The organism is Cupriavidus sp. GA3-3, from assembly GCF_000389805.1.
Taxonomy (GTDB): Bacteria; Pseudomonadota; Gammaproteobacteria; order Burkholderiales; family Burkholderiaceae; genus Cupriavidus; species Cupriavidus necator_D.
Genome location: NZ_KB944470.1, coordinates 1 through 22,807, shown reverse-complemented (window position 1 = coordinate 22,807; position 22,807 = coordinate 1). Strand labels below are relative to the sequence as shown.

24 protein-coding genes are annotated in these 22,807 nt (G+C 64.2%); 17 read left to right on the top strand and 7 right to left on the bottom strand.

What is annotated here, in order from left to right:
* The first annotated feature begins 4 nt into the window (after positions 1-4).
* From C265_RS09160 to C265_RS09145, 4 genes are all read left to right on the top strand, one after another.
* Entirely contained in the window at positions 5-1,189 is a 1,185-nt protein-coding gene (locus tag C265_RS09160) for an acyl-CoA dehydrogenase family protein (protein ID WP_010809627.1), read from the top strand.
* A gap of 63 nt (positions 1,190-1,252) precedes the next feature.
* Entirely contained in the window at positions 1,253-2,245 is a 993-nt protein-coding gene (locus C265_RS09155) for a tripartite tricarboxylate transporter substrate binding protein (RefSeq protein WP_010809626.1), read from the top strand.
* 78 nt (positions 2,246-2,323) lie between these two features.
* Positions 2,324-3,466 (top strand): CaiB/BaiF CoA-transferase family protein, encoded by a 1,143-nt coding sequence (locus C265_RS09150; protein ID WP_010809625.1) that lies wholly within the window; start codon positions 2,324-2,326, stop codon positions 3,464-3,466.
* Positions 3,467-3,845: 379 nt separating this feature from the next.
* A complete protein-coding gene (locus C265_RS09145) occupies positions 3,846-4,028 on the top strand; it encodes a DUF1484 family protein (protein WP_010809624.1) in 183 nt (60 codons plus the stop codon).
* 219 nt (positions 4,029-4,247) lie between these two features.
* On the opposite strand, the gene C265_RS09140 is transcribed toward C265_RS09145, so the two are convergent.
* Both C265_RS09140 and C265_RS32800 read right to left on the bottom strand, forming a co-directional pair.
* Positions 4,248-4,472, bottom strand: coding sequence for a DUF2188 domain-containing protein (locus C265_RS09140; protein ID WP_011616879.1), 225 nt, complete (start codon positions 4,470-4,472; stop codon positions 4,248-4,250).
* Between the two features lie 100 nt (positions 4,473-4,572).
* Positions 4,573-4,839: a GDCCVxC domain-containing (seleno)protein gene (locus C265_RS32800; RefSeq protein ID WP_081050364.1), complete on the bottom strand. Its 267-nt coding sequence runs from the start codon at positions 4,837-4,839 to the stop codon at positions 4,573-4,575.
* Positions 4,840-4,990: 151 nt separating this feature from the next.
* Between C265_RS32800 and C265_RS09135 the strand changes: the two genes are divergently transcribed.
* Entirely contained in the window at positions 4,991-5,431 is a 441-nt protein-coding gene (locus tag C265_RS09135; RefSeq protein WP_010809622.1) for a MerR family DNA-binding protein, read from the top strand.
* A 150-nt stretch (positions 5,432-5,581) separates the two neighbouring features.
* On the opposite strand, the gene C265_RS09130 is transcribed toward C265_RS09135, so the two are convergent.
* The 5 genes from C265_RS09130 to C265_RS09110 form a co-directional block, all read right to left on the bottom strand.
* Positions 5,582-6,898, bottom strand: a complete 1,317-nt coding sequence (locus C265_RS09130) for an epoxide hydrolase family protein (protein ID WP_037023980.1) — start codon at positions 6,896-6,898, stop codon at positions 5,582-5,584.
* Positions 6,899-6,910: 12 nt separating this feature from the next.
* A complete protein-coding gene (locus tag C265_RS09125) occupies positions 6,911-7,336 on the bottom strand; it encodes a cupin domain-containing protein (RefSeq protein ID WP_010809620.1) in 426 nt (141 codons plus the stop codon).
* A gap of 137 nt (positions 7,337-7,473) precedes the next feature.
* The gene (locus C265_RS09120) at positions 7,474-8,430 is read right to left on the bottom strand and encodes an alpha/beta fold hydrolase (protein ID WP_010809619.1); all 957 of its coding nucleotides are present in this window, start codon (positions 8,428-8,430) and stop codon (positions 7,474-7,476) included.
* A 30-nt stretch (positions 8,431-8,460) separates the two neighbouring features.
* A complete protein-coding gene (locus C265_RS09115; protein ID WP_010809618.1) occupies positions 8,461-8,682 on the bottom strand; it encodes a DUF2798 domain-containing protein in 222 nt (73 codons plus the stop codon).
* 55 nt (positions 8,683-8,737) lie between these two features.
* Positions 8,738-9,535, bottom strand: coding sequence for a TetR/AcrR family transcriptional regulator (locus C265_RS09110; RefSeq protein WP_201025225.1), 798 nt, complete (start codon positions 9,533-9,535; stop codon positions 8,738-8,740).
* Positions 9,536-9,688: 153 nt separating this feature from the next.
* Here C265_RS09110 and C265_RS09105 point away from each other — a divergent pair, with 153 nt between their 5' ends.
* The 12 genes from C265_RS09105 to C265_RS09055 all read left to right on the top strand — a co-directional run bounded on the left by C265_RS09105 (position 9,689) and on the right by C265_RS09055 (position 22,789).
* On the top strand, positions 9,689-10,945 hold the full coding sequence (locus C265_RS09105) for an MFS transporter (protein WP_037023979.1): 1,257 nt from the start codon (positions 9,689-9,691) through the stop codon (positions 10,943-10,945).
* A 134-nt stretch (positions 10,946-11,079) separates the two neighbouring features.
* Positions 11,080-11,358, top strand: coding sequence for a hypothetical protein (locus tag C265_RS32140; protein ID WP_010809615.1), 279 nt, complete (start codon positions 11,080-11,082; stop codon positions 11,356-11,358).
* The gene (gene kdpF / locus C265_RS09100) at positions 11,358-11,447 is read left to right on the top strand and encodes a K(+)-transporting ATPase subunit F (RefSeq protein ID WP_010809614.1); all 90 of its coding nucleotides are present in this window, start codon (positions 11,358-11,360) and stop codon (positions 11,445-11,447) included. Before C265_RS32140 ends, kdpF begins: the two co-directional genes overlap by 1 nt.
* A complete protein-coding gene (kdpA, locus tag C265_RS09095; protein WP_010809613.1) occupies positions 11,447-13,267 on the top strand; it encodes a potassium-transporting ATPase subunit KdpA in 1,821 nt (606 codons plus the stop codon). The genes kdpF and kdpA overlap by 1 nt, the downstream gene beginning before the upstream one ends.
* 103 nt (positions 13,268-13,370) lie before the next feature.
* Positions 13,371-15,596, top strand: a complete 2,226-nt coding sequence (gene kdpB, locus C265_RS09090) for a potassium-transporting ATPase subunit KdpB (protein ID WP_037023978.1) — start codon at positions 13,371-13,373, stop codon at positions 15,594-15,596.
* A 25-nt stretch (positions 15,597-15,621) separates the two neighbouring features.
* A complete protein-coding gene (gene kdpC / locus C265_RS09085; protein WP_010809611.1) occupies positions 15,622-16,245 on the top strand; it encodes a potassium-transporting ATPase subunit KdpC in 624 nt (207 codons plus the stop codon).
* A 69-nt stretch (positions 16,246-16,314) separates the two neighbouring features.
* Positions 16,315-19,161 (top strand): sensor histidine kinase KdpD, encoded by a 2,847-nt coding sequence (locus C265_RS09080; protein ID WP_010809610.1) that lies wholly within the window; start codon positions 16,315-16,317, stop codon positions 19,159-19,161.
* Between the two features lie 11 nt (positions 19,162-19,172).
* Positions 19,173-19,868, top strand: a complete 696-nt coding sequence (kdpE, locus tag C265_RS09075) for a two-component system response regulator KdpE (protein ID WP_010809609.1) — start codon at positions 19,173-19,175, stop codon at positions 19,866-19,868.
* A gap of 132 nt (positions 19,869-20,000) precedes the next feature.
* Positions 20,001-20,786, top strand: a complete 786-nt coding sequence (locus C265_RS09070) for a TorF family putative porin (protein ID WP_010809608.1) — start codon at positions 20,001-20,003, stop codon at positions 20,784-20,786.
* A 142-nt stretch (positions 20,787-20,928) separates the two neighbouring features.
* Positions 20,929-21,285 (top strand): hypothetical protein, encoded by a 357-nt coding sequence (locus C265_RS09065; RefSeq protein ID WP_037023977.1) that lies wholly within the window; start codon positions 20,929-20,931, stop codon positions 21,283-21,285.
* Positions 21,272-22,240, top strand: coding sequence for a 4-hydroxy-tetrahydrodipicolinate synthase (dapA, locus tag C265_RS09060; protein ID WP_010809606.1), 969 nt, complete (start codon positions 21,272-21,274; stop codon positions 22,238-22,240). Before C265_RS09065 ends, dapA begins: the two co-directional genes overlap by 14 nt.
* A gap of 285 nt (positions 22,241-22,525) precedes the next feature.
* Entirely contained in the window at positions 22,526-22,789 is a 264-nt protein-coding gene (locus C265_RS09055; protein ID WP_010809605.1) for a hypothetical protein, read from the top strand.
* Positions 22,790-22,807 lie beyond the last annotated feature (18 nt).

Here is a 22,807-nt window from a genome sequence, read left to right as displayed (position 1 = left end):
CGCCATGTTCGATCACCTGACCAATCCCGTACTGCTGGAAACCCGCGCCGGCATCCGCCGCTTTATCGACGAAGAACTGCGCCCGCTGGAACAGGAACTCGGCCTGGGCTCTGAAGACCCGTGGCCGCGCGAGACCCTGCGCAAGGTCTGGTGCCGCTCCAGCGAGCTGGGCTTCTACGCCGCGTGCCTGCCGACATCGCTCGGCGGCAAGGGCCTGAACATCCAGGAGCAATGCGCGCTCAAGGCCGACCTGGCCGCCAGCGGCTCCACCCTGGCCGCGCACGTGCTGGGCGACCTGGGCGGCCCGCCGCGCGTGGGCAACATGCTCAAGTACGCCACGCCGGACCAGCTCAAGCGCTACTTCGAGCCCGTGATCCGCGGCGAGAAGTCGACCTGCTTCGCACTGACGGAAACGCATTCCGGCTCCGACGCACAAAGCATCAGGACCTCGGCCGTGGCCGATGGCGACGAGCTGGTCATCAACGGCGGCAAGCACTACATCAGCGGCGCGCCGTTCGCCGACTTTGCCATCGTCATGTGCGTGACCGACGCCACCACCACGCCGCCGGCCATCACCGCGGTGCTGGTCGACCTGGACCTGCCGGGCGTGACGGTAAGCAACGAGTACGTGCCGATGTCGGGCCAGCATATCGACGGCGACATCCGCTTCGAGAACGTGCGCGTGCCGCGCGCCAATATCTTTGGCGGCGAAGGCAACGGCTTCAAGCTGGGCATGTCGCGCATCAACGTGAACCGCCTGCTGCACTGCCCCAGCATGCTGGGGCTGGCCACCAGGGCATATGAGTCGTCGGTGGCATATGCCGGCCAGCGCCGCCAGTTCGGCGGGCCGATCGCGCGCTTCCAGGCGATCCAGCACATGCTGGCCGACATGGCCGCCGCGCTGTGGGCCTGCGAGAGCATGATCACGCATACCGCCGCGCTGGCCGATGCCGGCGCCGACCTGCGCATGAAGGCTGCGGCGTGCAAGCTCTTTGTCTCGGAGCGCTGCTTCGAGGTGGCGGACAAGGCCGTGCAGATCCACGGCAACGTCGGCGTCACGCGCGGCCATCCGGTGGAGCAGACCTTCCGCAAGCTGCGCATGTTCCGCATCTTCACCGGCACCAGCGAGATCCAGCGCAACACCATTGCGCGCGCTATCCTTGAACCGCTGCAGCAGCAGAAGGCCTGACCGTGCCGGCGGCACGGTCGCCGCCGGCATGAACACCATAAGACAAGACCACGGAGACCAAGCATGAACCGCCGAAACTGGCTTGCCACCGCCGGCGCCGCCGCGCTGGGCAGCCTGCTGCTGCCGGCCCGCGCCGCCAGCGCTTCATCCAGCTACCCCAGCCGCCCGATCCGGCTGATCGTTCCGTTTATCGCCGGCAGCACGCCCGACAACGTGGCCCGCACGCTGTCGGCGGAGCTGGGCAAGAAGCTCGGCCAGCCGCTGGTGGTCGAGAACATGCCCGGCGCCGGCGGCATCATCGGCGCCAGCGCGCTGCGCCGGGCCGCGCCCGATGGCTATACGCTGGGCATCCTGGCCAATGCGCACGTGATCAACGTGCACATGTACCGCAAGATGCCATACGATCCGATCCACGACTTCACGCCGATCACGGCCCTGTCCGGCGGACCGTCCGCGCTGGTGGTGCCGGTCTCGTCGCCCTACAAGACCGCTGCCGAACTGATCGCCGCCATGAAGAAAGCGCCGGGCAAGTTCAACTACGGCTCCGGCGGCAAGGGCAGCATCGCCCATCTTGCGGTGGAAACCATGCTGCACCAGACCGGCTGTGACGCCGTGCATATCCCTTACAAGGGTGCGCCGGAAATCATCACCGCCATGCTGACCGGACAAACCCAGTTCGGCATGCCGGTGCTCGGCACCGCAACGCAATACGTGCGCAATAACCAGGTCAGGGTGCTTGCCGTCACTGCGGCCACCCGTTCGCCGTTCTTCCCGGACGTGCCAACCATGGCCGAAGCCCTGCCCCCGGGCTTTGTCATCGACAACTGGAGCGGCCTGTTCGCACCGGCCAACTTCCCGGCCGAACTGACCCAGAAGCTGCATGCCGCCGTCGGCGCCCTGCAGACGGCCGGCGTGTTTGATGCCCAGCTCAAGGCCAATGCCGGCGAACTGCGCCGCAGCGCCTCGCCCGCGCAGTTCGGCACCATTGTCGCCAGCGACAACGCGCGTTACGGCGACCTGATGAAGTCGATCGGCATGGTCGGCGACCTGGGGTGAGCGTCCGGTCCGCCCCGCGCCGCACGCCACCTTCCGCGCGTGCGGCACCCCTTCTTTCGTTCTCCCCCAGGGCGCTGTATGAAGCCAGAATGGTCTTGCCTCAAGGACGTCACCATCATCGACGTCAGCCAGTTGCTGCCCGGTCCGCACGCATGCAGCCTGCTGCGGCAACTGGGTGCCGATGTCATCAAGGTAGAGCAGCCCGGCACCGGCGACACTGCGCGGCAGCTTGGTCCGACGGTGTTTGCACAGTTCAATCGCGGCAAACGCTCGGTAGCGCTGGACTTGAAGACCGATGCTGGCCGCGAAGCCTTCCTTGACCTGGTCCGCAATGCCGATGCCGTGGTGGAAGGCTTCCGCCCCGGCGTGATGGCGCGACTCGGGCTGGGCTATGAAGCACTGGCGGCGGTCAATCCGGCCATCGTGCTGTGTTCGGTCTCGGGCTTCGGCCAGACTGGCCCCTATGCCAGCCACGCCGGGCATGACCTGAACTACCTGGCGCTGGCCGGCTATTGGGCGACGCCGGTGCAGGTGCACGACAAGGTCTCGCGCCCGCGCGTGCGGGTGTCGGATTACGCCGCATCCGGCTACGCGGCGCTGTCGCTTGCAGTGGCGATCATGAGTGCGCACCAGAACGGGCAGGGGCAACATCTGGATGTCTCGATCCATGACGCGATCCTGTCGTGGACCGCCCATGGCGCCTGGGCCGCCCGCGGGCATGAGGCATCGCCGCAGGCATCCCCTACCGTGATGCCGGAGAACGATCTCTTCGAGACGCGCGATGGCCTGCATCTGGCGATGGGCATCCTCGAGAACAAGTTCTGGGTCAACCTGTGCGAGGCGCTGGGTGATGAGTTCCCGGCCCTGCGCGATCCGCGTTTTGCCACGCGTGCCGGACGGTACGGGCACAAGGTGGAGGTCAATGACCTGATGGCGGCGGTGTTCCGCACGCGCGACCTGGCCGAGTGGGAGGCGTTCTTCGGGCCGCTGGATATTCCGTTCTCGCCATTGCTGGGGGCGACGGCGCTGTTTGAGGATCCGCATGTGCAGGCGCGGGAGGTGGTGCGGTCCGTACCCGCGGAAGGCGGGATTGCTGTGAATTTTCCGGTGAAGTTTTCGTTGGGGTTGCCGGAGGGGGAGGATTTTGTGGCTCAGGTGGGGGAGCATAGTGTGGACGGATCCCTGCCAAAGATCTTCGCTGGCGGGATCGGGAACGCATAATTTGGCTTAGTTCCATGCCGCGACCACCTCGCATTCCAAGACTCAACGATTTCCGACTCGCCTGAGTTGCCGCAAGCTTCGCCCGCCTCTTCCGAATGCGACATCTCTTATCGCCTGCATGACTCTGGCAGGAAATACTGGTTGCGTCATCGGATCGCCGGTGACCGGGCGTGGAAACCCGAGGTGTCTCCGGGCAGGAGAGTCGCATCCCATACGGCACTCCTGCGTGCTCGCATGAACGCATCGTTCCATGGCGGGCCAGGCGAGGCAGCCGCAAGGCTGGCTGGTTTTCCCGGAGACTGGTTTCCACCCTCGCTGTCTGGCCCGCCACCTTCACCTTCAAATGAGTGGCGCGCCTTAACCTGCAAAGGAGTCAGTAATGGTCGATGCAATCGAAACCAATGCGTGCCTGCATGAAGTGCGTGCCGGCATTGATGGCGTACTCGTGCTGCTGGAGCAGCAAAGCGTGCGCTCGGAAGCGTGCTTCAGCGCGCTCTGCCTGCTTGAAATGGTGAAGGCAAAGCTGGATGCCTTGATGGCGGCCGGGCCGCTTGCGGGATAGCAATGCCTCTGGTCTGGCGGTGCTTCGGCACCGCCAGACAGTCCTCGTGGAAGCCGCATCAAGCGTGGCCGTTCGAGCGGATCTGCCGGACAGTATCTCCCCTCAAGGAATTTGGCAGGCACTGCCTGGCAAATGTGCGCCCAAAACATCACTTGAGCTCACCACCCTTTCCCAGGCGTTCTCCTTGCCCTTTTTCGCCGCTTCACAGCTAGTACGGCGTCACCGCCGCGCCTCCTGTTGCTCGTCGCCGCACGCGTTGCGCAATTGCACGTCCCCGTCGTGACGATGTATGTGCAATTCGGCGTTCTCTCGTCTGGCCACCCCCCAACCCGCAGCGATTGCCGCCTCCATGGTCGGAAATTTCTGGGCCTTTATATTGAGGCCGCCGAACTCCAATGCCCAACCATCTTCTGCGGGCAGAACGCGAATGATCCGCGATTGCATAATGACCCCTCTCTGAATTCCCCGCGACGTATAACGGGCGTCGCGTAATGTCGAGCAAAAACATGTTCCGCTGGCAAGCGGAGCTGGGTAAGAGGCGGGATCATCCGGGGGGAACCGAATCGAGGGTACGTCGTGCATCGCTGTACCTGCGTCGGCGAACACACGAGCAGGAATGCTGCTGCATGGGCGGGCACCTTTCGCTGCCGTATGAGCAGAAGACGCAGCAATCACCGGCCTTGGGCCTTAGCATCGCGTGGCAGCACTCGCACTCATAGCACCACTGGCAGGCATCGATGGGCATGGTTTCTTCTTTTGCATGCGCGCACTTGGGGCAGGTGATGATTGACTGCAGCTTGACGGCGCTCATCATTTCTCTTTGCCTCACGGCCGATGGGCAGCAGACGGTCACCGTGCCTGGCGCTCCGATCCCTGTCGTTACCCATCGAAACGCAATCCGCCCTTCCCGTATGTGCGGTTTAGGCGTAGCGTAGGTCCGTACCAAGGTACGGAGTCAAGCGATGGAGCACACACTAACAATCGGGAAGCTGGCCAAGGCGGCTGGTGTTGGCGTGGAGACGGTACGCTACTACCATCGGTGCGGCCTGCTGCCGGTGCCGGAGCGTGCCTATGGCGCCATTCGACAGTATTCGCAGCAGAGCTTGCAGCGGCTTCATTTCATTCGCCAGGCCCAGTCGCTCGGGTTCACCCTGGATGAAATCCGGGTACTGCTGCGACAGAACGATGGCAGCACGTGCAGTACAGCCCGCGCGCTGGCCGAGCAAAAGCTCAGTCTTGTTGAGGAAAGAATGAAGGATCTGCGACGAATGCGAGCGGAACTGAAGAATCTCATTGGGCAATGCCACGCCAATGGCAATGAGGCTTCTTGTCCCTTGATTGACACCTTGTCTGCCAACATGAGAGCAGAGAACGCTCGTGACGCTCCATTCCGGCATCGGTGAACGAGGTACCCGCTGAGTCCGTCCGGTACACCGCTCGATGTGCCGGCGGTGTACATAGGAACGGTTGTGCCGGCCAAACGGCAAGCAGCGTGACGCGAGTTGCGCAACGTCCACCGTGGGCCGACACCGTTCCTGCACAGCGTCTTCCGCTCAGCGCAACGATCGGAACGCAGATCGTAGCTCCGCGCTGAACAGCTCCGGTTCTTCCCAAGCCGCGAAGTGACCGCCTTTGGCAACGCGGTTGTAGTAGATCAGGTTTGGATAGGCTCGTGCCAACCACTGCCTCGGTGGCCGGTAGACCTCGCCAGGGAAGACGGTCACTGCCACTGGAACGGTGATGGGGGAATTCCTTGCCGGGGCGGCACTGGTTTCCCAGTAGATCCGTCCGCTCGACCCGCCTGTATTTGTGAGCCAGTAGAGCGAGATGTTGTCAAGGATCGCGTCACGGTCCAGTGACCGCTCAGGATCGCCACGCGTGAATACCCAGTCGGCCTGCTTGTCATAGATCCACGCTGCCAGCCCCACTGGCGAATCGGCCAGGCCAAAGCCGATGGTCTGCGGCCGCGTTTGCATGATGGCCGCGTAACCGAATCCCTTGTTGAGGAAATCCCTCGCCTCATCGAACACCTGCTTTTCTTCGGTGGTCAGGTTTGCCGGCACAGGCTCCCCGCTTTTCAGCGCCATGGCTATTGCCGGTGGCAACGTCGTGGCGCGTTCGATGCGGTTGACGTGGATGCCAAGCAGTCCTTCAGGCGCCAGACGGCCAAGTGCGTCGGAGATGATGGCGCCCCAGTCGCCTCCCTGCGAAACGTAGCGTGCATATCCGAGCCGCTTCATCAGCACGTCCCAGGTGCGTGCGATGCGATCCGGATTCCAGCCAGTGTCTGCGGGCTTCTGTGAAAAGCCGAAGCCGGGAATCGACGGAATCACCAGATGAAACGCGTCGTTCGCAGTGCCGCCGTGCGCGGTGGGGTCCGTCAGCGGGCCAATGACATTAAGCAACTCGAAGACCGACCCTGGCCAGCCGTGGGTCATGATGAGCGGCATCGCGTTTGCATGGCGCGAGCGGACATGGATGAAATGAATGTCCAGGCCGTCGATGTTCGTCACAAACTGCGGCCAGGCATTTAGTTTTGCCTCGGCCTTGCGCCAGTCATAGCCCGTTGCCCAGTAGCGCATGAGCGGCTGAAATCTTTCAAGCTGTACGCCCTGGGACCGATCGCCGACTGTTTCCGGATCGGGCCAGCGCGTAGCGACAAGGCGGCGGCGCAGATCGATCAGGGCCGCTTGCGGGACGTGCGCACGGAATGGGCGGATCGCATCTGATGCCACGGGAAGCCCGGATTTTTCCTGCGCAGCGGTAGTCAGGGGCGGGTAAAGCATGGAGAGCGCTACCGTCGCCACGCCGCCCAATAGTAAAGTTCGGCGCGACGGATCGGGAGCCTGGTTGGACCATTCCGTGTTCATTGCAAGCCTCCATTATTCTGCGGTGGCCGATCCAGGTTGCCTGGCGGGCACCGCCAGAGGCACACCCTTCCTGACGATGTAAGTTGCCAGTTCAGACGCCTTGCCGCTGCCGACATTCCGCGCCGAATGGGCACTCCCGGCCGGAATGAACAGCGCGTCACCGGCCTTCAGCGTGACAGGCGGCTTGTCGTCGAGCTGGTATTCCAGCGTCCCTTGCAGGACATAGGCGATTTCTTCCCCGGGGTGCGAATGTTTCGGTGCGAATGCGCCGGGATCAAAGTCGACGCGTACCTGTACGCCCTCACGACCGGGCACGCTGAGTTCGCGCTGGACCAGATCGGTGCGGTGGACTCCCTGCGTTTGCGCTTGAGCCGTTGGCAGAAGCAAACCATTGCCGGCGATAAGCAGGGCCACGGCGAAGATTCGGGTCATTTTCATGGGCAGGTTTCCTTGTCGTGCTTGACGACGGATGGGAATATTGGGAAGGTCCGTGGCAGAGGGGCGCTCATGTGTCGTGCGGGATCCCGTCGTCCTCAGACGAGGTCGGCTGCCCGGGCCCCGCTCGCAATGCGGGCTTACCGGAATGAAGCGCGAATCTCTGCCACGGTTTGCTGGGGGTCCTGCAGGTGCGGGTAGTGCCCAACCCCGTGAAGCAGGGTGAACGCTGCATGGGCCTTTTCGGCGAACTCGATGCCCATGTCCTTATTGATGTAGATGTCTTTCTCACCCCAGACTACTTTCACGGGCGTCTTGAGCCGGCCCAGGTTCGCCTCGAAATACTCCTGGTCCCGCGTGAAGTGCAAGTAGTAGTGATAGAAGGCGTCCGCTGACGTCATCTCCCCATGGCTCCATCCGCGTGACATGTCGTCCTTGAGTTCGCCGGATATGTCGAACTGCGCTTCCCTGGCCAAGCCGCGCCTGTAGGCATTCTGGAGAACATCCTCGCGATTCTTGTTCAACTGAACACGAGCCAGCTCGGCCGAAGGTTGCGACTTCAGGCTCTGCAGGCTTTCGTACATGTAACGAGGTCTGTTGAACGGGGCGAAGTCGCCCACGATGATCGTCCTGGCAATGTCCGGCTCCTCGATAGCCAGGAGAAGGGCAGGCAAGGCTCCGATATCCGTTGCGTAGATCGTGAGCTTTGACGTGTCGATGCCCGCCTTGCGGATGTACTCCTTCAGAACCCGGGCATAGTCTCTGGGCGCATAGGAGAACTTGTCGGCCGTTGGTCGTGATGAGAGGCCGTAGCCAGGCCAATCGATGGCGTGTACTTCGTAGTCATCGCCGAGAGCCAGGGCAATGTCCTTCCAGGCGTACAGGGTCTCCGGGAATCCATGCAGGAAGAGAACGGTCCCTTTCGGACTGGGGTTGTGCACCACCATCGTCCTGAGCGAGATGTCCGAGTCGAGTTTGATGAATCCGATCTCGGCTTTCTGTACCGGCTTGTTGGCGTGGTGGGCGCATCCCGACGCAATCAAAGCGCCGAGGACGAGAACGGAGGCAAGCAGCCGCGGCAGGAATGACCTGGACATGTCAGTGGTCCTCGATGCGGGCCTGCCGGCTCAGTGAATCAGGCGATCGACCTGCGTTTGCAAACGCGGACCGACCAGGAGGATGGCGGGAATGACGATCACATATCCGATGCCCCAGGAACGCAGCCACGTCAGGGCAAATCCTTCCGAGAATCCGAGATTGAGAGTAAGGAGGACAAAGGAAATGATCCCTGTCGTCACGACTCCCATCGACAGGGCGAATGCGACTTTCCGTTTCAGCTGCACGCTCATGGTTGCTTCCTTTGGCAGATAAAATACCAATTGGTATATTTTTGGTCGAAAAAAATCACTTCAGATCGACGATGGTTTTTTCTACCGCCGACATCACGGCCTTGCTGTAGCCAGCGTTGCCTGTGAGGCGAGAGATCATGATGGCGCCCTCGATCAATGCAATCAGCGTGACGGCAGTCTGCTCGGCATCGACGTCTTTGCGGAACTCCTGCGAAGCAATCCCTGCCTTGATGACTTTGACAAGATGCGTCTTCCAGCCCCGGAAAGCTTCCATGGCTTTCTCGCGCAGGGCCGGGTGCGTGTCGTCGGCTTCAATCGCTGTGTTGAGCAGCGGGCATCCCCCCACGGGGAATTCCTCAGGCAGGCTTTCATACACGCCTGTCAATGCGAGCAGCTGCTCCTTGCTGGTTTCTCTCGTGGCCATTACGGCCCGGACTGCCGCCTGCGCCTGCTTCCAGTTGTGATCGAAAGCAGCCAGGGCCACTTCCTCCTTGTTGGCAAAGTTGCCGTAGACGCTGCCCTTCGTCAGCCCGGTGGCCTCCGTCATATCGGCCAGGGACGTACCGGCATAGCCTTTGACGTTGAAGATCGGGGCTGTCTTCTCGACGATGAACTGGCGGGTTCGCTGAGCTTTATTCATGGAAGCCAGAATATACCAATTGGTATTTTTGTCAAGGGCATCGATGAATCCGCTCGGAGTGATCCCCCCTGCCCCCGCCATCAGCCTGATGAATGCGTTCAATCGCCTGGCGATCAGCTTCCTCCGCGCGCCGGAAGCTGCGCTCGCGCTCAAGGACTGATTGGAACGCCATACCAAGGCGGCGCGCGGCGCAGATGCGGCCGATGCCACCATCTGCGGGGCCCTCTAACATGGCGCCATGCCAGCCTTTGCCGTGTCGCCCAAGCCGGTGCCTTCGAGTCCGGCGCATACTGTGTTCTTGTACGGCGGGATCGCCACGGGCTTTCACTGACGGCATGAGACCACCGGAACACGGATGCCATTGCGATGCGCACACCTGAAGACCCGGCCATGATTGTCAGCAGAGGCTGGCTAGCGCGCCTGGTCCTGCCCGCAGGCATTCATCCCGGCGCCTTGCCGCTTCTCGTTGGCCGCGCGCTGCGCGGCTTCTGTGACGGCTTTATCGCCGTGCTGTTGCCGGCGTACCTGCTGGCTCTGGGCTTCGCGCAGCTGGCAGTGGGGCTGGTCAGCAGCGCAACACTGATCGGCTCGGCGCTGGCGACGGTCCTGGTGGGCATCATCGGCCACCGCTATCCGCAGCGCAGGCTGCTGATGTCGGCGGCCGCGTTGATGGCCGCCACCGGCATAGGCTTCGCCGGACTGTCCTCCCTCTGGCCGCTATTGCTGGTCGCATTCGTCGGCACGCTCAACCCCAGTTCCGGCGACGTCAGCGTCTTCCTGCCGCTTGAGCATGCCGGTCTTGCCGATTCAGCCTGCGCCGATGCCCGCACTGCCCTGTTCGCCCGCTACAGCCTGACCGGGGCCCTCTGCGCCGCCATTGGTGCGCTGGCGGCGGCGCTGCCGGACTGGCTCGCGGCGCAACTTGGGGTTCCTGTCCTCAGCGCGCTGCGCGCCATGTTCATGGTCTATGCCCTGACCGGTGCCGCACTCTGGTTCCTCTATGCCCGCATGCCGGAGCCGCCACCGCACCTGGCAACGGCGAGAGCCCCGCTGGGACCGTCTCGCCGGATCGTTACCCGCCTTGCCCTGCTCTTCAGCGTCGACGCATTTGCCGGCGGCCTGGTGGTGAATTCCCTGCTGGCGCTATGGTTGATGCAGCGCTTCGGCCTTTCCATTGGTGCCGCCGGGCAGTTCTTCTTCTGGGCCGGGCTGCTTAGCGCCGGCTCCCAGCTCGTGGCCGCACCGCTGGCTCGCAGGTTCGGTTTGCTGAACACGATGGTGTTCACCCATATCCCATCCAGCCTCTGCCTGATCGCGGCCGCGTTCTCCCCCTCCCTGCCGGCGACGCTGGCGCTGCTGCTCGTACGCAGCGCGCTGTCGCAGATGGATGTGCCGACCCGGACCGCCTATGTCATGGCCGTGGTGACGCCGCCCGAGCGGCCGGCGGCAGCAAGCCTGACTGCCGTGCCCAGGAGCCTGGCTGCCGCATTCGGCCCGACCCTGGCGGGCGCGCTGCTGGCGATGGGCTGGGTCGGGACGCCGCTGGTTGCCTGCGGCGTGCTCAAGATCGCCTACGACCTCGCACTCCTTGGTGCATTCCGGCGGGTCAAGCCCCTCGATTAACGCGCCGGGCCGTCGCGTAAAGATCCGAAAGAGAAGCGTCGCGCCGGCGCAGCATCTCCGCCAACAGCGGCAGCCTTACCACCACGCATCACGATCGCCAGCGGCCAAGAAAGTGCACCTTGGCTCCCGCGCGCATGCTGATCGCCCGAATCTTTATACGTTCTTTATACGCACCGGCCATCTTTCTACCCTGTTTTTACGACCCCGTCGCTAATCTGCAAGCCGAAACCATTCAAGGGTGCTTTGTTATGGACGGGATCTATTTGATCGTATTGATTGGCTTCGCCGTGCTGAGCGCAGCCCTGCTGGGGCTTTGCGCCGTGCTTGCGCCGAAATCTCCGGCAGGCAGCGGCCACGGCGGCGCGCATGACCAGATGGCGGCAAAGAACAGCGCGTCGGACAGGAGGCTGTGATGAGCTGGACCGATCTGTTGAGCGGCGTGCTGGCCATTGCCATTTTTGTTTACCTCCTCATTGCGTTGTTCCGGCCGGAGAAATTCTGATGTCCTCCCAATTCGTGGGCCTGCTGGTCCTCTATCTCGCCATCCTGCTGGCGTGCGCGCCTTTTCTCGGACGCTATATCCGGCGTGCGGTGGAGGATGGCAACTATTCGCTGACCGCCTGGGGCCGGCCGCTGGAACGGCTGCTGTATCGCCTGGGCGGCGTGCGTGCCGATGCCGGGATGGGGTGGACGCAGTACGCCGTCGCGGTGCTGGCATTCAACCTGCTTGGCGTGGTGGCAGTCTATGCGCTGCAGCGCCTGCAAGGCATGCTGCCGCTCAATCCGCAGGGCTTTGGCGCGGTTTCGCCGGACTCGGCCTTCAACACGGCGATCAGCTTTGTCGCCAACACCAACTGGCAAGGCTATGGCGGCGAGTCGACCATGGGCTATCTGACGCAGATGCTCGCGCTCACCGTGCAGAACTTCCTGTCCGCGGCGACCGGCATCGCCGTGGTGTTCGCGCTGATGCGCGGATTCGCGCGCCAGAGCGCCGCCACCATCGGCAATTTCTGGGTCGACATGACGCGGGTCACGTTCTACGTGCTGGCGCCGATCGCGACCGTGATCGCACTGGCACTGGTAAGCCAGGGCGTGATCCAGAACTTCGACGCCTACAAGGAAGCCAGCCTGGTCACGCCGGTGGAGTACAACCAGCCTAAGCTCGATGCGGCCGGGCAACCGGTGCTCGATGCACAAGGCAAGCCGGTGACGGAAGACCTGAAGACCGACAGGCAGACGCTGGCGATGGGCCCGGTTGCCTCGCAAGAGGCCATCAAGATGCTGGGCACCAACGGTGGCGGCTTCTTCAATGCCAACTCGGCGCATCCGTTCGAGAACCCGAATGGCCTGGCCAACCTTCTCGAGATGCTGGCGATCTTCCTGATCCCGGCGGCGCTGTGCTTCACCTTTGGCGAAATGGTGGGAGACAGGCGACAGGGTGTGGCGGTGCTGGCATCCATGACGGTCATCTTTGTCGCGATGGCCTGCGTGGCGGCGATCTCCGAGCAGATGGCCAACCCGGCGCTGGCCGGATTGCCGGTGGATCACGCCGCGTCGCTGCTGCAGGCCGGCGGCAATATGGAAGGCAAGGAAACGCGCTTCGGCATCGCCGCTTCGGCACTGTTCGCCACCATCACGACCGCGGCGTCGTGCGGCGCGGTCAATGCCATGCATGACTCCTTCACCGCCATCGGTGGCCTGGTGCCGATGCTGCTGATGCAGCTGGGCGAGGTCGTGTTCGGCGGCGTCGGCTCGGGGCTGTACGGCATGCTGGTCTACGCCGTGCTCGCGGTGTTCATCGCCGGACTGATGATCGGGCGCACGCCGGAGTACCTCGGCAAGAAGATCGAAGTCTACGAGATGAAGATGACGGCCGTGGCGATCCTGGTCACGCCCCTGCTGGTGCTGCTCGGCACGTCGGTGGCGGTGATGACCGAGGCCGGACGCGCCGGTGTGTTCAATCCCGGCACGCACGGCTTCTCCGAGATCCTGTACGCGCTCTCGTCGGCGGCCAACAACAATGGCAGCGCCTTTGCGGGCTTGTCCGCCAACACCCCGTTCTACAACACGCTGCTGGCGGCAGCCATGTGGTTCGGCCGGTTCTGGATCATCATCCCGGTGCTTGCGCTGGCGGGCTCGCTGGCAGCCAAGAAGCGCGTGCCCGTGAGCGGCGGCACGATGCCGACGCACGGCCCGCTGTTCGTCGTCCTGCTGGTGGGCACCGTGCTGCTGGTCGGTGCGCTGACCTATGTCCCGGCGCTGGCGCTGGGACCAGTCGCCGAGCAACTCCAGGGCGCGGTGACGGCAACCGCGGCGAAGTAAAGCGACGACTGACGACGAAATATCGAGCATTCCTACACGTCCGGACCCTGCCCTGCCTCACCGAGGCAGGTGCCGGATGGCTCTAGCGGATTGCGGAGAAACCATGCAACAAGATTCGATGGCCCCGGTGGCCAAGCGCGGCGCCAACACGGCTGAAGCGTCTTCCTCCAACACGATTCAGGCAAAGAGCGCGCCGGTGTCCGACCGCCAACACGGCTCCCACCATCATCGCCCGCCGGCGCGCAGCATGTTCGCGCCGGAGCTGGTGAAGCCCGCGCTGGTCGCGGCCTTCGGGAAGTTGTCGCCGCGCGACCAGCTGCGCAACCCGGTGATGTTCGTGGCCTACGTGGGCAGCATCCTGACGACGATCCTTTTCCTGAAGGCCATGGCCGCGCCGGCGGCAGCCCCCGGTGGGGAATCCGCGGGCTTCATCCTGGCGGTGTCGGTGTGGCTGTGGTTCACGGTGCTGTTCGCTAACTTTGCCGAGGCACTTGCCGAAGGCCGAAGCAAGCAGCAGGCGGAAGCGCTGCGCGGCCTGAAGACCACCGTCACCGCACGCGTGCTGAAGGACGGCAAGCGTGGCAGTGCCACCGAAGCGCGCCCCGCCACGGCGCTGCGCCGTGGCGACGTGGTGCTGGTACAGGCCGGCGAGATGATCCCCGGCGACGGCGAAGTGATCGACGGCGTGGCCTCGGTCGACGAAAGCGCCATCACCGGCGAATCGGCGCCGGTGATCCGCGAGTCGGGCGGCGACTTCTCGTCGGTGACCGGCGGTACACGCGTGCTGTCCGACTGGATCGTGGCGCGCATCACGACCAACCCGGGCGAGAGCTTCATCGACCGCATGATCACGATGGTTGAAGGCGCCAAGCGGCAGAAGACGCCGAACGAACTGGCCCTGACGATCCTGCTGGTCGGGCTGACCATTGTGCTGCTGCTGGCCACGGCCACGCTGCAGCCGTTCTCGCTCTACAGCGTGCTGGTGGCAAAGGCAGGCGTTCCGGTGACGATCACGGTGCTGGTGGCCCTGCTGGTCTGCCTGATTCCCACCACCATCGGCGGGCTGCTGTCAGCCATTGGCGTGGCGGGCATGAGCCGGATGATGGAAGCCAACGTGATTGCCACCTCGGGCCGTGCGGTCGAAGCCGCTGGTGACGTGGACGTGCTGCTGCTCGACAAGACCGGCACCATTACCCATGGCAACCGCCAGGCATCGCGCTTCATCCCGGCCCCGGGCGTGTCGCCGCTGCAGCTCGCGGAAGCGGCGTGGCTGTCGTCGCTGGCCGACGAGACCCCGGAAGGCCGCAGCATCATCACGCTGGCACGCCAGCTGCCGGGGCTGGCGGCGCCGGTGATGGCAAGCCTGAAGCCGGAGTTCGTGCCGTTCAGCGCCCAGACCCGCATGAGCGGGGTTGACCTGAGCGATGACGGCGGCGAGCGTCACGTGCGCAAGGGTGCGGCCGATGCCGTGCGCCGCTATGTCACGGAACGTGCCGGCAAGTTCCCCGATGCTGTCCTGCAAGCCGTCGATGAGGTTGCCCGCGCCGGCAGCACGCCGCTGGTGGTAGCCGACGCCAACGGCGGTTCGGTACGCGTGCTTGGCGTGATCGAGCTGAAAGACATCGTCAAGACCGGCATTCGCGAGCGCTTCGGCGAACTGCGCAAGATGGGCATCAAGACCGTGATGATCACCGGCGACAACCGGCTGACGGCGGCTTCGATTGCGGCGGAAGCCGGCGTTGATGACTTCCTGGCCGAAGCCACGCCGGAAGCCAAGCTCAAGCTGATCCGCCAGTACCAGGCCGACGGGCGGCTGGTCGCGATGACCGGCGACGGCACCAACGACGCGCCGGCACTGGCCCAGGCCGACGTAGCCGTAGCGATGAACAGCGGCACGCAGGCGGCCAAGGAAGCCGGCAACATGGTGGACCTCGACAGCAACCCGACCAAGCTGATCGAGATCGTCGAGATCGGCAAGCAGATGCTGATGACGCGCGGCTCGCTGACGACCTTCAGCGTGGCCAACGACATCGCCAAGTACTTCGCGATCATCCCGGCGGCGTTTGCCACCACCTATCCGCAGCTCAACCTGCTCAATGTGATGGGGCTCGCCACGCCGGCGTCGGCCATCATGTCGGCGGTGACCTTCAACGCGCTCATCATCGTCGTGCTGATCCCGCTTGCGCTCAAGGGCGTGGTCTACCGGCCGCTGGGCGCCGCGGTGCTGCTGCGCCGCAACCTGCTGGTCTACGGCCTGGGCGGCATCCTGGTGCCGTTTGCCGGCATCAAGCTGATCGACATGATCCTGGCCCTGTTTGGCTGGGTCTGATTTTCTGCCACGATTCGGAGCGCTCATGAATACGCAAGTGCAGTCCCCGCAGCCGTCGCCGGCACCCGTGCAAGGTGGCTTGCTGCGGCCAATGTTGGTGGTGTTCGTTGGTCTTTCGCTGGTGACCGGCCTGCTCTATCCCGGCGCGATCACGGCAATCTCCAAGGCCGTGTTCCCGCATCAGGCAGCCGGCTCGCTGATCGAGAAGGATGGCAGGACAGTTGGCTCGGAACTGATCGGCCAGCCGTTCTCCGACCCGAAGTACTTCTGGGGCCGGCTGTCGGCCACGGCGCCGATGCCGTATAACGCCGCGGCTTCGGCGGGATCCAACCTGGGCCCCACCAATCCGGCGCTGACCGATGCCGCGCGCGCGCGCGTCGACGCACTGCACGCCGCGGATCCGGACAACCAGGCGCCCGTGCCTGTCGACCTGGTCACGGCATCCGGCAGCGGGCTCGACCCGCATATCAGCCCTGCGGCCGCGGAGTACCAGGCGGTGCGCGTCGCCCGCGCCAGGGGGATTCCAATCGAGCAGGTGAAGCAACTGATTGCGGCAAATACCGAAACGCCGCTACTGCCGGTCCTGGGCGACCCGGGAGTCAATGTCCTGAAGCTGAACCTTGGACTGGATGCCATCGCACGGAAGTAACCCGGTGCCGGGATGCGGATGCGAGGCAGGACTGGTTTGCCAATGCCAGGATAGAGGGTGAGCCGACCGATGCCTGATGCCGAACTGCGCGGAGCCGGCGCGCGCCCCGATCCCGATGCCCTGCTCCAGATGGTGCAGGAGGAAGGCGCTCGCGCCTCGCGCGGCAAGCTCAGGGTCTACTTTGGCGCTTCCGCCGGGGTCGGCAAGACGTTCGCCATGCTCACCGCGGCGCGGACGGCGTCTGCACGGGGCACCGATGCTGTCATTGGCATCGTGGAGACCCACGGCCGCGCCGAGACCGAAGCGCTGATCGCCGGTATCGAGCGCTTGCCAATGAAGGACGTGCCGTACCGCGAGCGGGTTCTGCAGGAGTTCGACCTGGACGCGGCGCTGGTCCGGCGACCGGCCCTGGTCCTGGTTGACGAACTGGCCCATTCCAACGCACCGGGCAGCCGCCATCCGAAGCGGTGGCAGGATATCCAGGAATTGCAGGCTGCCGGGATCGACGTCTGGACCACGGTCAATGTGCAGCATCTGGACAGCCTGAACGAGGCGGTGGGCGGCATCACCGGCATCCGCGTCTGGGAAACCGTGCCGGACGTTGTGTTCGACAGCGCCGACGAAGTCGTGCTGGTAGACCTGCCGGCCGACGAGCTGCTGCGCCGGCTGAAGGAAGGCAAGGTCTATCTGCCGGAGCAGGCGCGACACGCGGCGCGCAACTTTTTCCGGAAAGGCAATCTGATCGCCCTGCGCGAGCTGGCGCTGCGCCGGACCGCCGACCGGGTGGACTCCGATGTCCGAGCATGGCGTCAGTCCGAAGCCGTTCAAGGCGTGTGGCGGACCCGGGAGGCGGTGCTGGCTTGCATCGGTAGTGGTGACGATGCCGAGCAGGTCGTCCGGAGTGCGCGCCGGCTTGCCGGCCAGCTCGATTGCGACTGGCATGTGGTGACCATCGCCACCCCCAGGCTGGCACCCCCGTCCGATTTCGCAAAGACTCGCCTGCAGACGGCCATGCGTCTCGCAGAGGAGTTGGGCGCACGCACCGAGACCCTGGCGGGCAACGACATGGTCCAGGCCATCGTGGGGTACGTGCGCCGCCACAACCTGACCAAAGTGGTCATCGGCCGTGCGCCGGCGGACTGGCGCCGGGGCGGCGCCTCCCTTGCGGAGCGGGCCCGCGCCCTTCTCGGCCTGGCCTTGACGCCATTTGTGAACGCGCCGGCGTGGCTGTTCGGCCGCCGCAGTTTTGCCGATGCGCTGGCGCTCGGGTGTCCGGAGATCGACATCATCCGCGTTGCGGCGGACACGACGCGAGTGGATCTTCGCCCGCGCCATGGCACTGAAGAGCCAGACGCCCCTGCGCCAGGCGACGGCGCCACGCGCAGAGACTATCTGTGGGCAGTGGTATGGTGCACCGGTGCCACGGCGCTGTCGGCCCTCGCATTTCCATGGTTCGACGTCGTCAACATTGTCATGCTGTTTCTGGCGGCAGTGGTCGGCGTCGCGCTTCGTCATGGCCGCGGACCGGCGGCGCTGGCTTCGGTATTGGCCGTGGCCGCCTTCGACTTCTTCTTCGTACCGCCGCGGCTGTCGTTCGCCGTCAGCGACGTACAGTATCTGCTGACGTTCCTCGTGCTGCTATCCGTGGGGCTGGTCATCGGGCAACTGACTGCCGGTTTGCGCGAACAAGCGCAGGTGGCGGTGCAGCGCGAGAACGATGCCCGCACGCTGTACGAACTGGCCCGTGAACTCTCCGCGGCGCTGGTGCCGAACCAGATTGTCTCGATCGCCAGCCGTTTCCTGCGTGCTGCCTTCGATGCCAATTCAGCCTTCTTCCTGGTTTCCGCGGAAGGCCGCTTGCTGCCGCCCGTGTCCGATGTCGAGCAGCATGACACCGGGGCGCGAACCGACTCGATCGACCGTGTACTGGCAGAGTGGGTATTCGATCACGGCCAGCCCGCAGGCACCGGCACGCATACCTTGCCCGGCAGCACCGTGCTGTATCTGCCATTGAAGGCGCCGATGCAGACCCGTGGCGTGCTGGCGGTCGAGCCTGCGGTATCACGCGCCTTTGCGCAACCTGCGCTACGGCGCCAGGTCGATGTGTTCTGCACGCTGATCGCGATCGCCATCGAGCGCTTGCATTACGTCGAAGTGGCGCAGCTGGCCTTGCTGTCGATGGAGTCTGAGCGCCTGCGCAGCTCATTGCTGGCCGCTGTCTCCCATGACCTGCGCACCCCGCTGACCAGCCTGATCGGCATGGCGGAAACCATGCAGCGCAGCGATCCCGGGCTGGCGCCGTCACTGGCCGAGACCGTGGCCGCCATGCTGGAACAGGCCAGGCGCATGCGGACCATGGTGGTGAATCTGCTGGACATGGCGAAGCTGCAGGGCCGGGAAGTCCGGATGAGCAAGGAGTGGCAATCGGTGGAGGAGCTCGTTGGCGCCAGCCTGGCTGCCATGCGCGAGGCGCTCGAGCACCACCGCGTGGTTGTCGTCGACTTGTCCCGGGTACCCCTGGTCGAATGCGACGCCGTGCTGATCGAGCGCGTGCTGTGCAACCTGCTGGAGAATGCCGCCAAATACACGCCTGCCGGCACAGAGATCCGGCTCTCGGCCGCGCCGGTCGACGACGAGATCAGGATTGCGGTAGAGGATGATGGCCCCGGCGTGCCCAAGGGCAAGGAACGGCAGATCTTCGAGAAATTCACGCGCGGTGAGCGCGAATCCGCGACCGCGGGTGTCGGCCTGGGTCTCGCCGTATGCGAGGCAATCGTGCAAGCCCATGGCGGGCGCATCTGGGTGGAACCCGCGCAACGGCCAGACCGGCCCGGCGGCCAGGCGGGCGCGCGCTTCCTGGTAGCGTTGCCGCGTGGAAATCCGCCGGCGGTGGAGCCGGAGCAGACTGATGCCTAGAGAGAGAGTTGATGCCATTTGATTTTTCCCCAACAGTCTTGCTGGTTGAGGATGAGCCGCATATCCGGCGCTTTGTCCGCTCGACCCTGGAGTCTGAAGATTGCACGGTGCATGAGGCAGAATCGCTCAAGCGCGGACTGATCGAGGCAGGCACCCGGCAACCTGACCTCGTCATTCTCGACCTGGGTTTGCCGGACGGAGACGGGGTGCGATTGATCAGCGAGATCCGTACGTGGACTGACGTACCGGTGCTGGTCCTGTCGGCACGTAGCGGAGAAGCCGACAAGATCGGTGCGCTGGATGCCGGCGCGGATGACTACCTGACCAAGCCCTTTGGCGTTGGCGAACTGGTCGCACGCCTGCGCGTGCTGCTGCGCCGGCATGCCAGGGCCAACGCCCAGGGCTCGCACCAGATCCTGTTCGGCGACGTGCAGGTTGACCTGGCCAGCCGCGTCGTCACCCGTTCGGGACAGGCCGTGCACCTGACGCCGATCGAGTATCGGCTGCTTGCGGTTCTGATCGCCCACCGCGGCAAGGTGATGACGCACCGGGAGATGCTGCGGGAGGTGTGGGGACCCTCCCAGGCCGAAAGCAGCCAGTACCTGCGCGTCTATATGGGACATCTGCGGCACAAGCTCGAAGCGGACCCGGCGCGGCCCGCCCACTTGCTGACGGAAATCGGGCTGGGCTACCGGTTTGCCGGGTAGCGCCGAAATCCAGGCGCATTGATTGGATTTGTACGCGGGCACCGCGGCTTTTGATACCGTTTTTACGCGTCAGGCCATATCGTGGCGAGGCTCCCTGCAACGGGGATTTTTTCAACTCTCGCCACAACAACAATGACTGACCTGCGCCAAACCGCGGCCACGCTGCTCGCATGTTCCGCATCTTCCATCTTCCTCGCTGCCACGCCGGCCATGGCGCAATCCCAGCCAGACGCCGCGCCGTCCCCGCATACGTTCACGGCCAACGTGTCGCTGGTCTCGGACTACCGCTATCGCGGCATCAGCCAGACCAACCTGCGCCCGGCCATCCAGGGTGGCTTTGACTACGCCCACGAAAGCGGCTTCTATCTGGGCAACTGGAACTCCAGCATCAGCTGGCTCGAGGATGCCAACCCGGCGGTCTCGGCCCCGGTCGAGATGGATTTCTACGGCGGCTTCAAGAACACCTTCAAGGTCGCCGGCACCGAGTTCAACTATGACCTGGGCGTGCTCGAGTACTACTACCCGGGCGGCTACAACAACCCGCGCCCGTACACCACCGAGCTGTACGCCGGCATCGGCTGGGGCCCGGTGTTCCTGAAGTACTCGCACTCGGTCACCAACCTGTTTGGCTGGGCCGACAGCAAGAACAGCGGCTACATCGACCTGAGCGCCAACGTGCCGCTGAACTTCTGGGACCTGACCCTGAACGCGCACGTCGGCTACCAGGGCGTAAAGCACAACAGCAATGCCTCATACACCGACTGGAAGATCGGCCTGACCAAGGACCTGGGCAAGGGCTTCGCGCTGGCGGTGGCCTATGTGGACACCAATGCCAAGGAATCAGCCTACACCAGTGCCAACCGGGGCCGCTACCTCGGCAAGGCTGCGGCCTGGGCTTCGCTGACGAAGACGTTCTGAGCGCGAGCGCTTTGCCAGCGTCGCTGATTTTGATGCGGATTTAACGCCAAAGCCCAATATCCTTGCATCAAATTTAGGCGGCGCTGGCTAGCATAAAGCCATGTCCAATACGCGACCCGCTACCGCGCGGGTCCATCCAATCATGCGACAGTCAAGCCTGGCCGTTGATACCGTTCCCCGACGCACCGCCCTGCGCCACAGCAAAGCCACCATGCCCGCGCTGCGCGCGGTCTCCCAGCCGGCACCGGCCTGGATCCGCATGCGTCTTGCGGTGGCATCCACCGAGGTGTTCGGCCTGCGCCAGACCATGCACCGGGCGCTCGGTGAACTGGCCCGCGTCTATGTGGTGAACGTGGACTACCGGCACGGCGAAACCACGCTGCACGTGGAGGTCGCACGCACCGACCGCGACGCGGCCATGGATGCCATCATGACGGCATTTCCGGCGGCGGAGTTCGGTGTCACGACAGCCCTGCGAGACGACTATGTGGCGCACTGAGGAAGAGAGCTTCTCCGGTGCCGCCGTGCACGCCTGCACCGGTATCACAGCGATTTCCCGCCAGTCGCCATGGGGCATCTGGGTGCCCATGGTCACGCCGATGCGTGCCGGCTCGCTGGACCTGCAGGGCACCGCCAGGCTGGTTGAGAGTTACGTCGAGGCAGGCGTAAACGGCCTGATCATATTGGGCACGACCGGCGAGGGAAGCCTGCTTTCCACGCACGAGCGGCAAGTCTTCACGGCGGCAGTGCTCGAGGCCGTCCATGGCGAGCTGCCGGTGATGGCTGGCGTCGGAGCGGTCGATACCCGCGCGGTGTGCGCGCAAGTTGCCGAACTGGACGGCTTTGATCTTGCCGGCTACCTGGTGCCGCCGCCCTACTACCTGCGGCCATCCGATGAGGGCATCGTGTGGCATTTCAATGAGGTGGCGCGCGCAACCGAACGCCCCCTGATGCTGTACAACGTGCCGAAGCGAACCGGCTGTGCGATGTCGCCAGCGCTCATCCGATCGCTGCTTGCGCAACCGCAGATCTCGGCGGTCAAGGAGTGTGACGCCGGCAATCTCCGCGCACTTGCCAACGATCCGCACGTCACCGTGCTGTGTGGCGAAGATGCTGCCTTGCTGGATCACCTGCTTGCAGGTGGCGCCGGCGTGATCGCCGCGTCCTCGCATATTCGTCCGGACCTGTTCGTGCGCCTGCTGCAGCTGGCGCAGACGGGCCGCTTGCGCGCGGCCCACGGCTTGTTCGCGAAGCTCGCGCCGTTGATCTCGCTCATGTTCGCGGAGCCGAATCCGGCACCAGTGAAAGCTGCGCTGGCGCTATCCGGCGTGATTTCGCCGGAAGCCCGACAGCCGTTGCAGCCAGCAAGTTCCGCGTTGGTCCAGAGGCTGGAAGAGGCCATGGCCCTTCTTCCTCCGCTTTCCGTGGCGCGGGATGAGCATCTGGCGGCATAAAAGGCTAGCCATCCTTGCCTTTCGGCCTCTCCGGCGGCATCGCATCGCGGGCGGCGCCTGATATGAATTTGTCTGGCCAACAGTGCCATGAAATGAGTTGGCCCGCACCCAACACAATGTCTGCCTGACGGGGATCGGAAAGTGCCAGCATTCCCTGAAAAACCTTTGTTTTTCAGGATGTTATGGATTTTATTGCAGCACCGTCCCGGGCCTGGCACGGCCCATGCTCTATACCCTTCGAGCGCAACAACGTGCTCCCCCAACCGAACCCCCAGGAGACTTACCATGCAATCGACCCTCATGATCAAGGATCTGCCGCTCGACCAGGAACTGGACGGCAAGACCATGTCCGCTGTGCGCGGCGGCCACGCCGTCTCTGTTGTTGGCGGCAACTATCAGAACGTCGTTGGCGGCGGCGGCTTTGCCAGCCCGACCATCGGCTTGCAGGTCGGCGCGACCGTGAACACGATCGACGCCAGCTCGCACCTCAGCCTGAAGATCCCCACCATGCAGAACTTCGGCAACGGCACCCAGGTGGCCACGCTGTAACAACGCTGCATGCGGGAG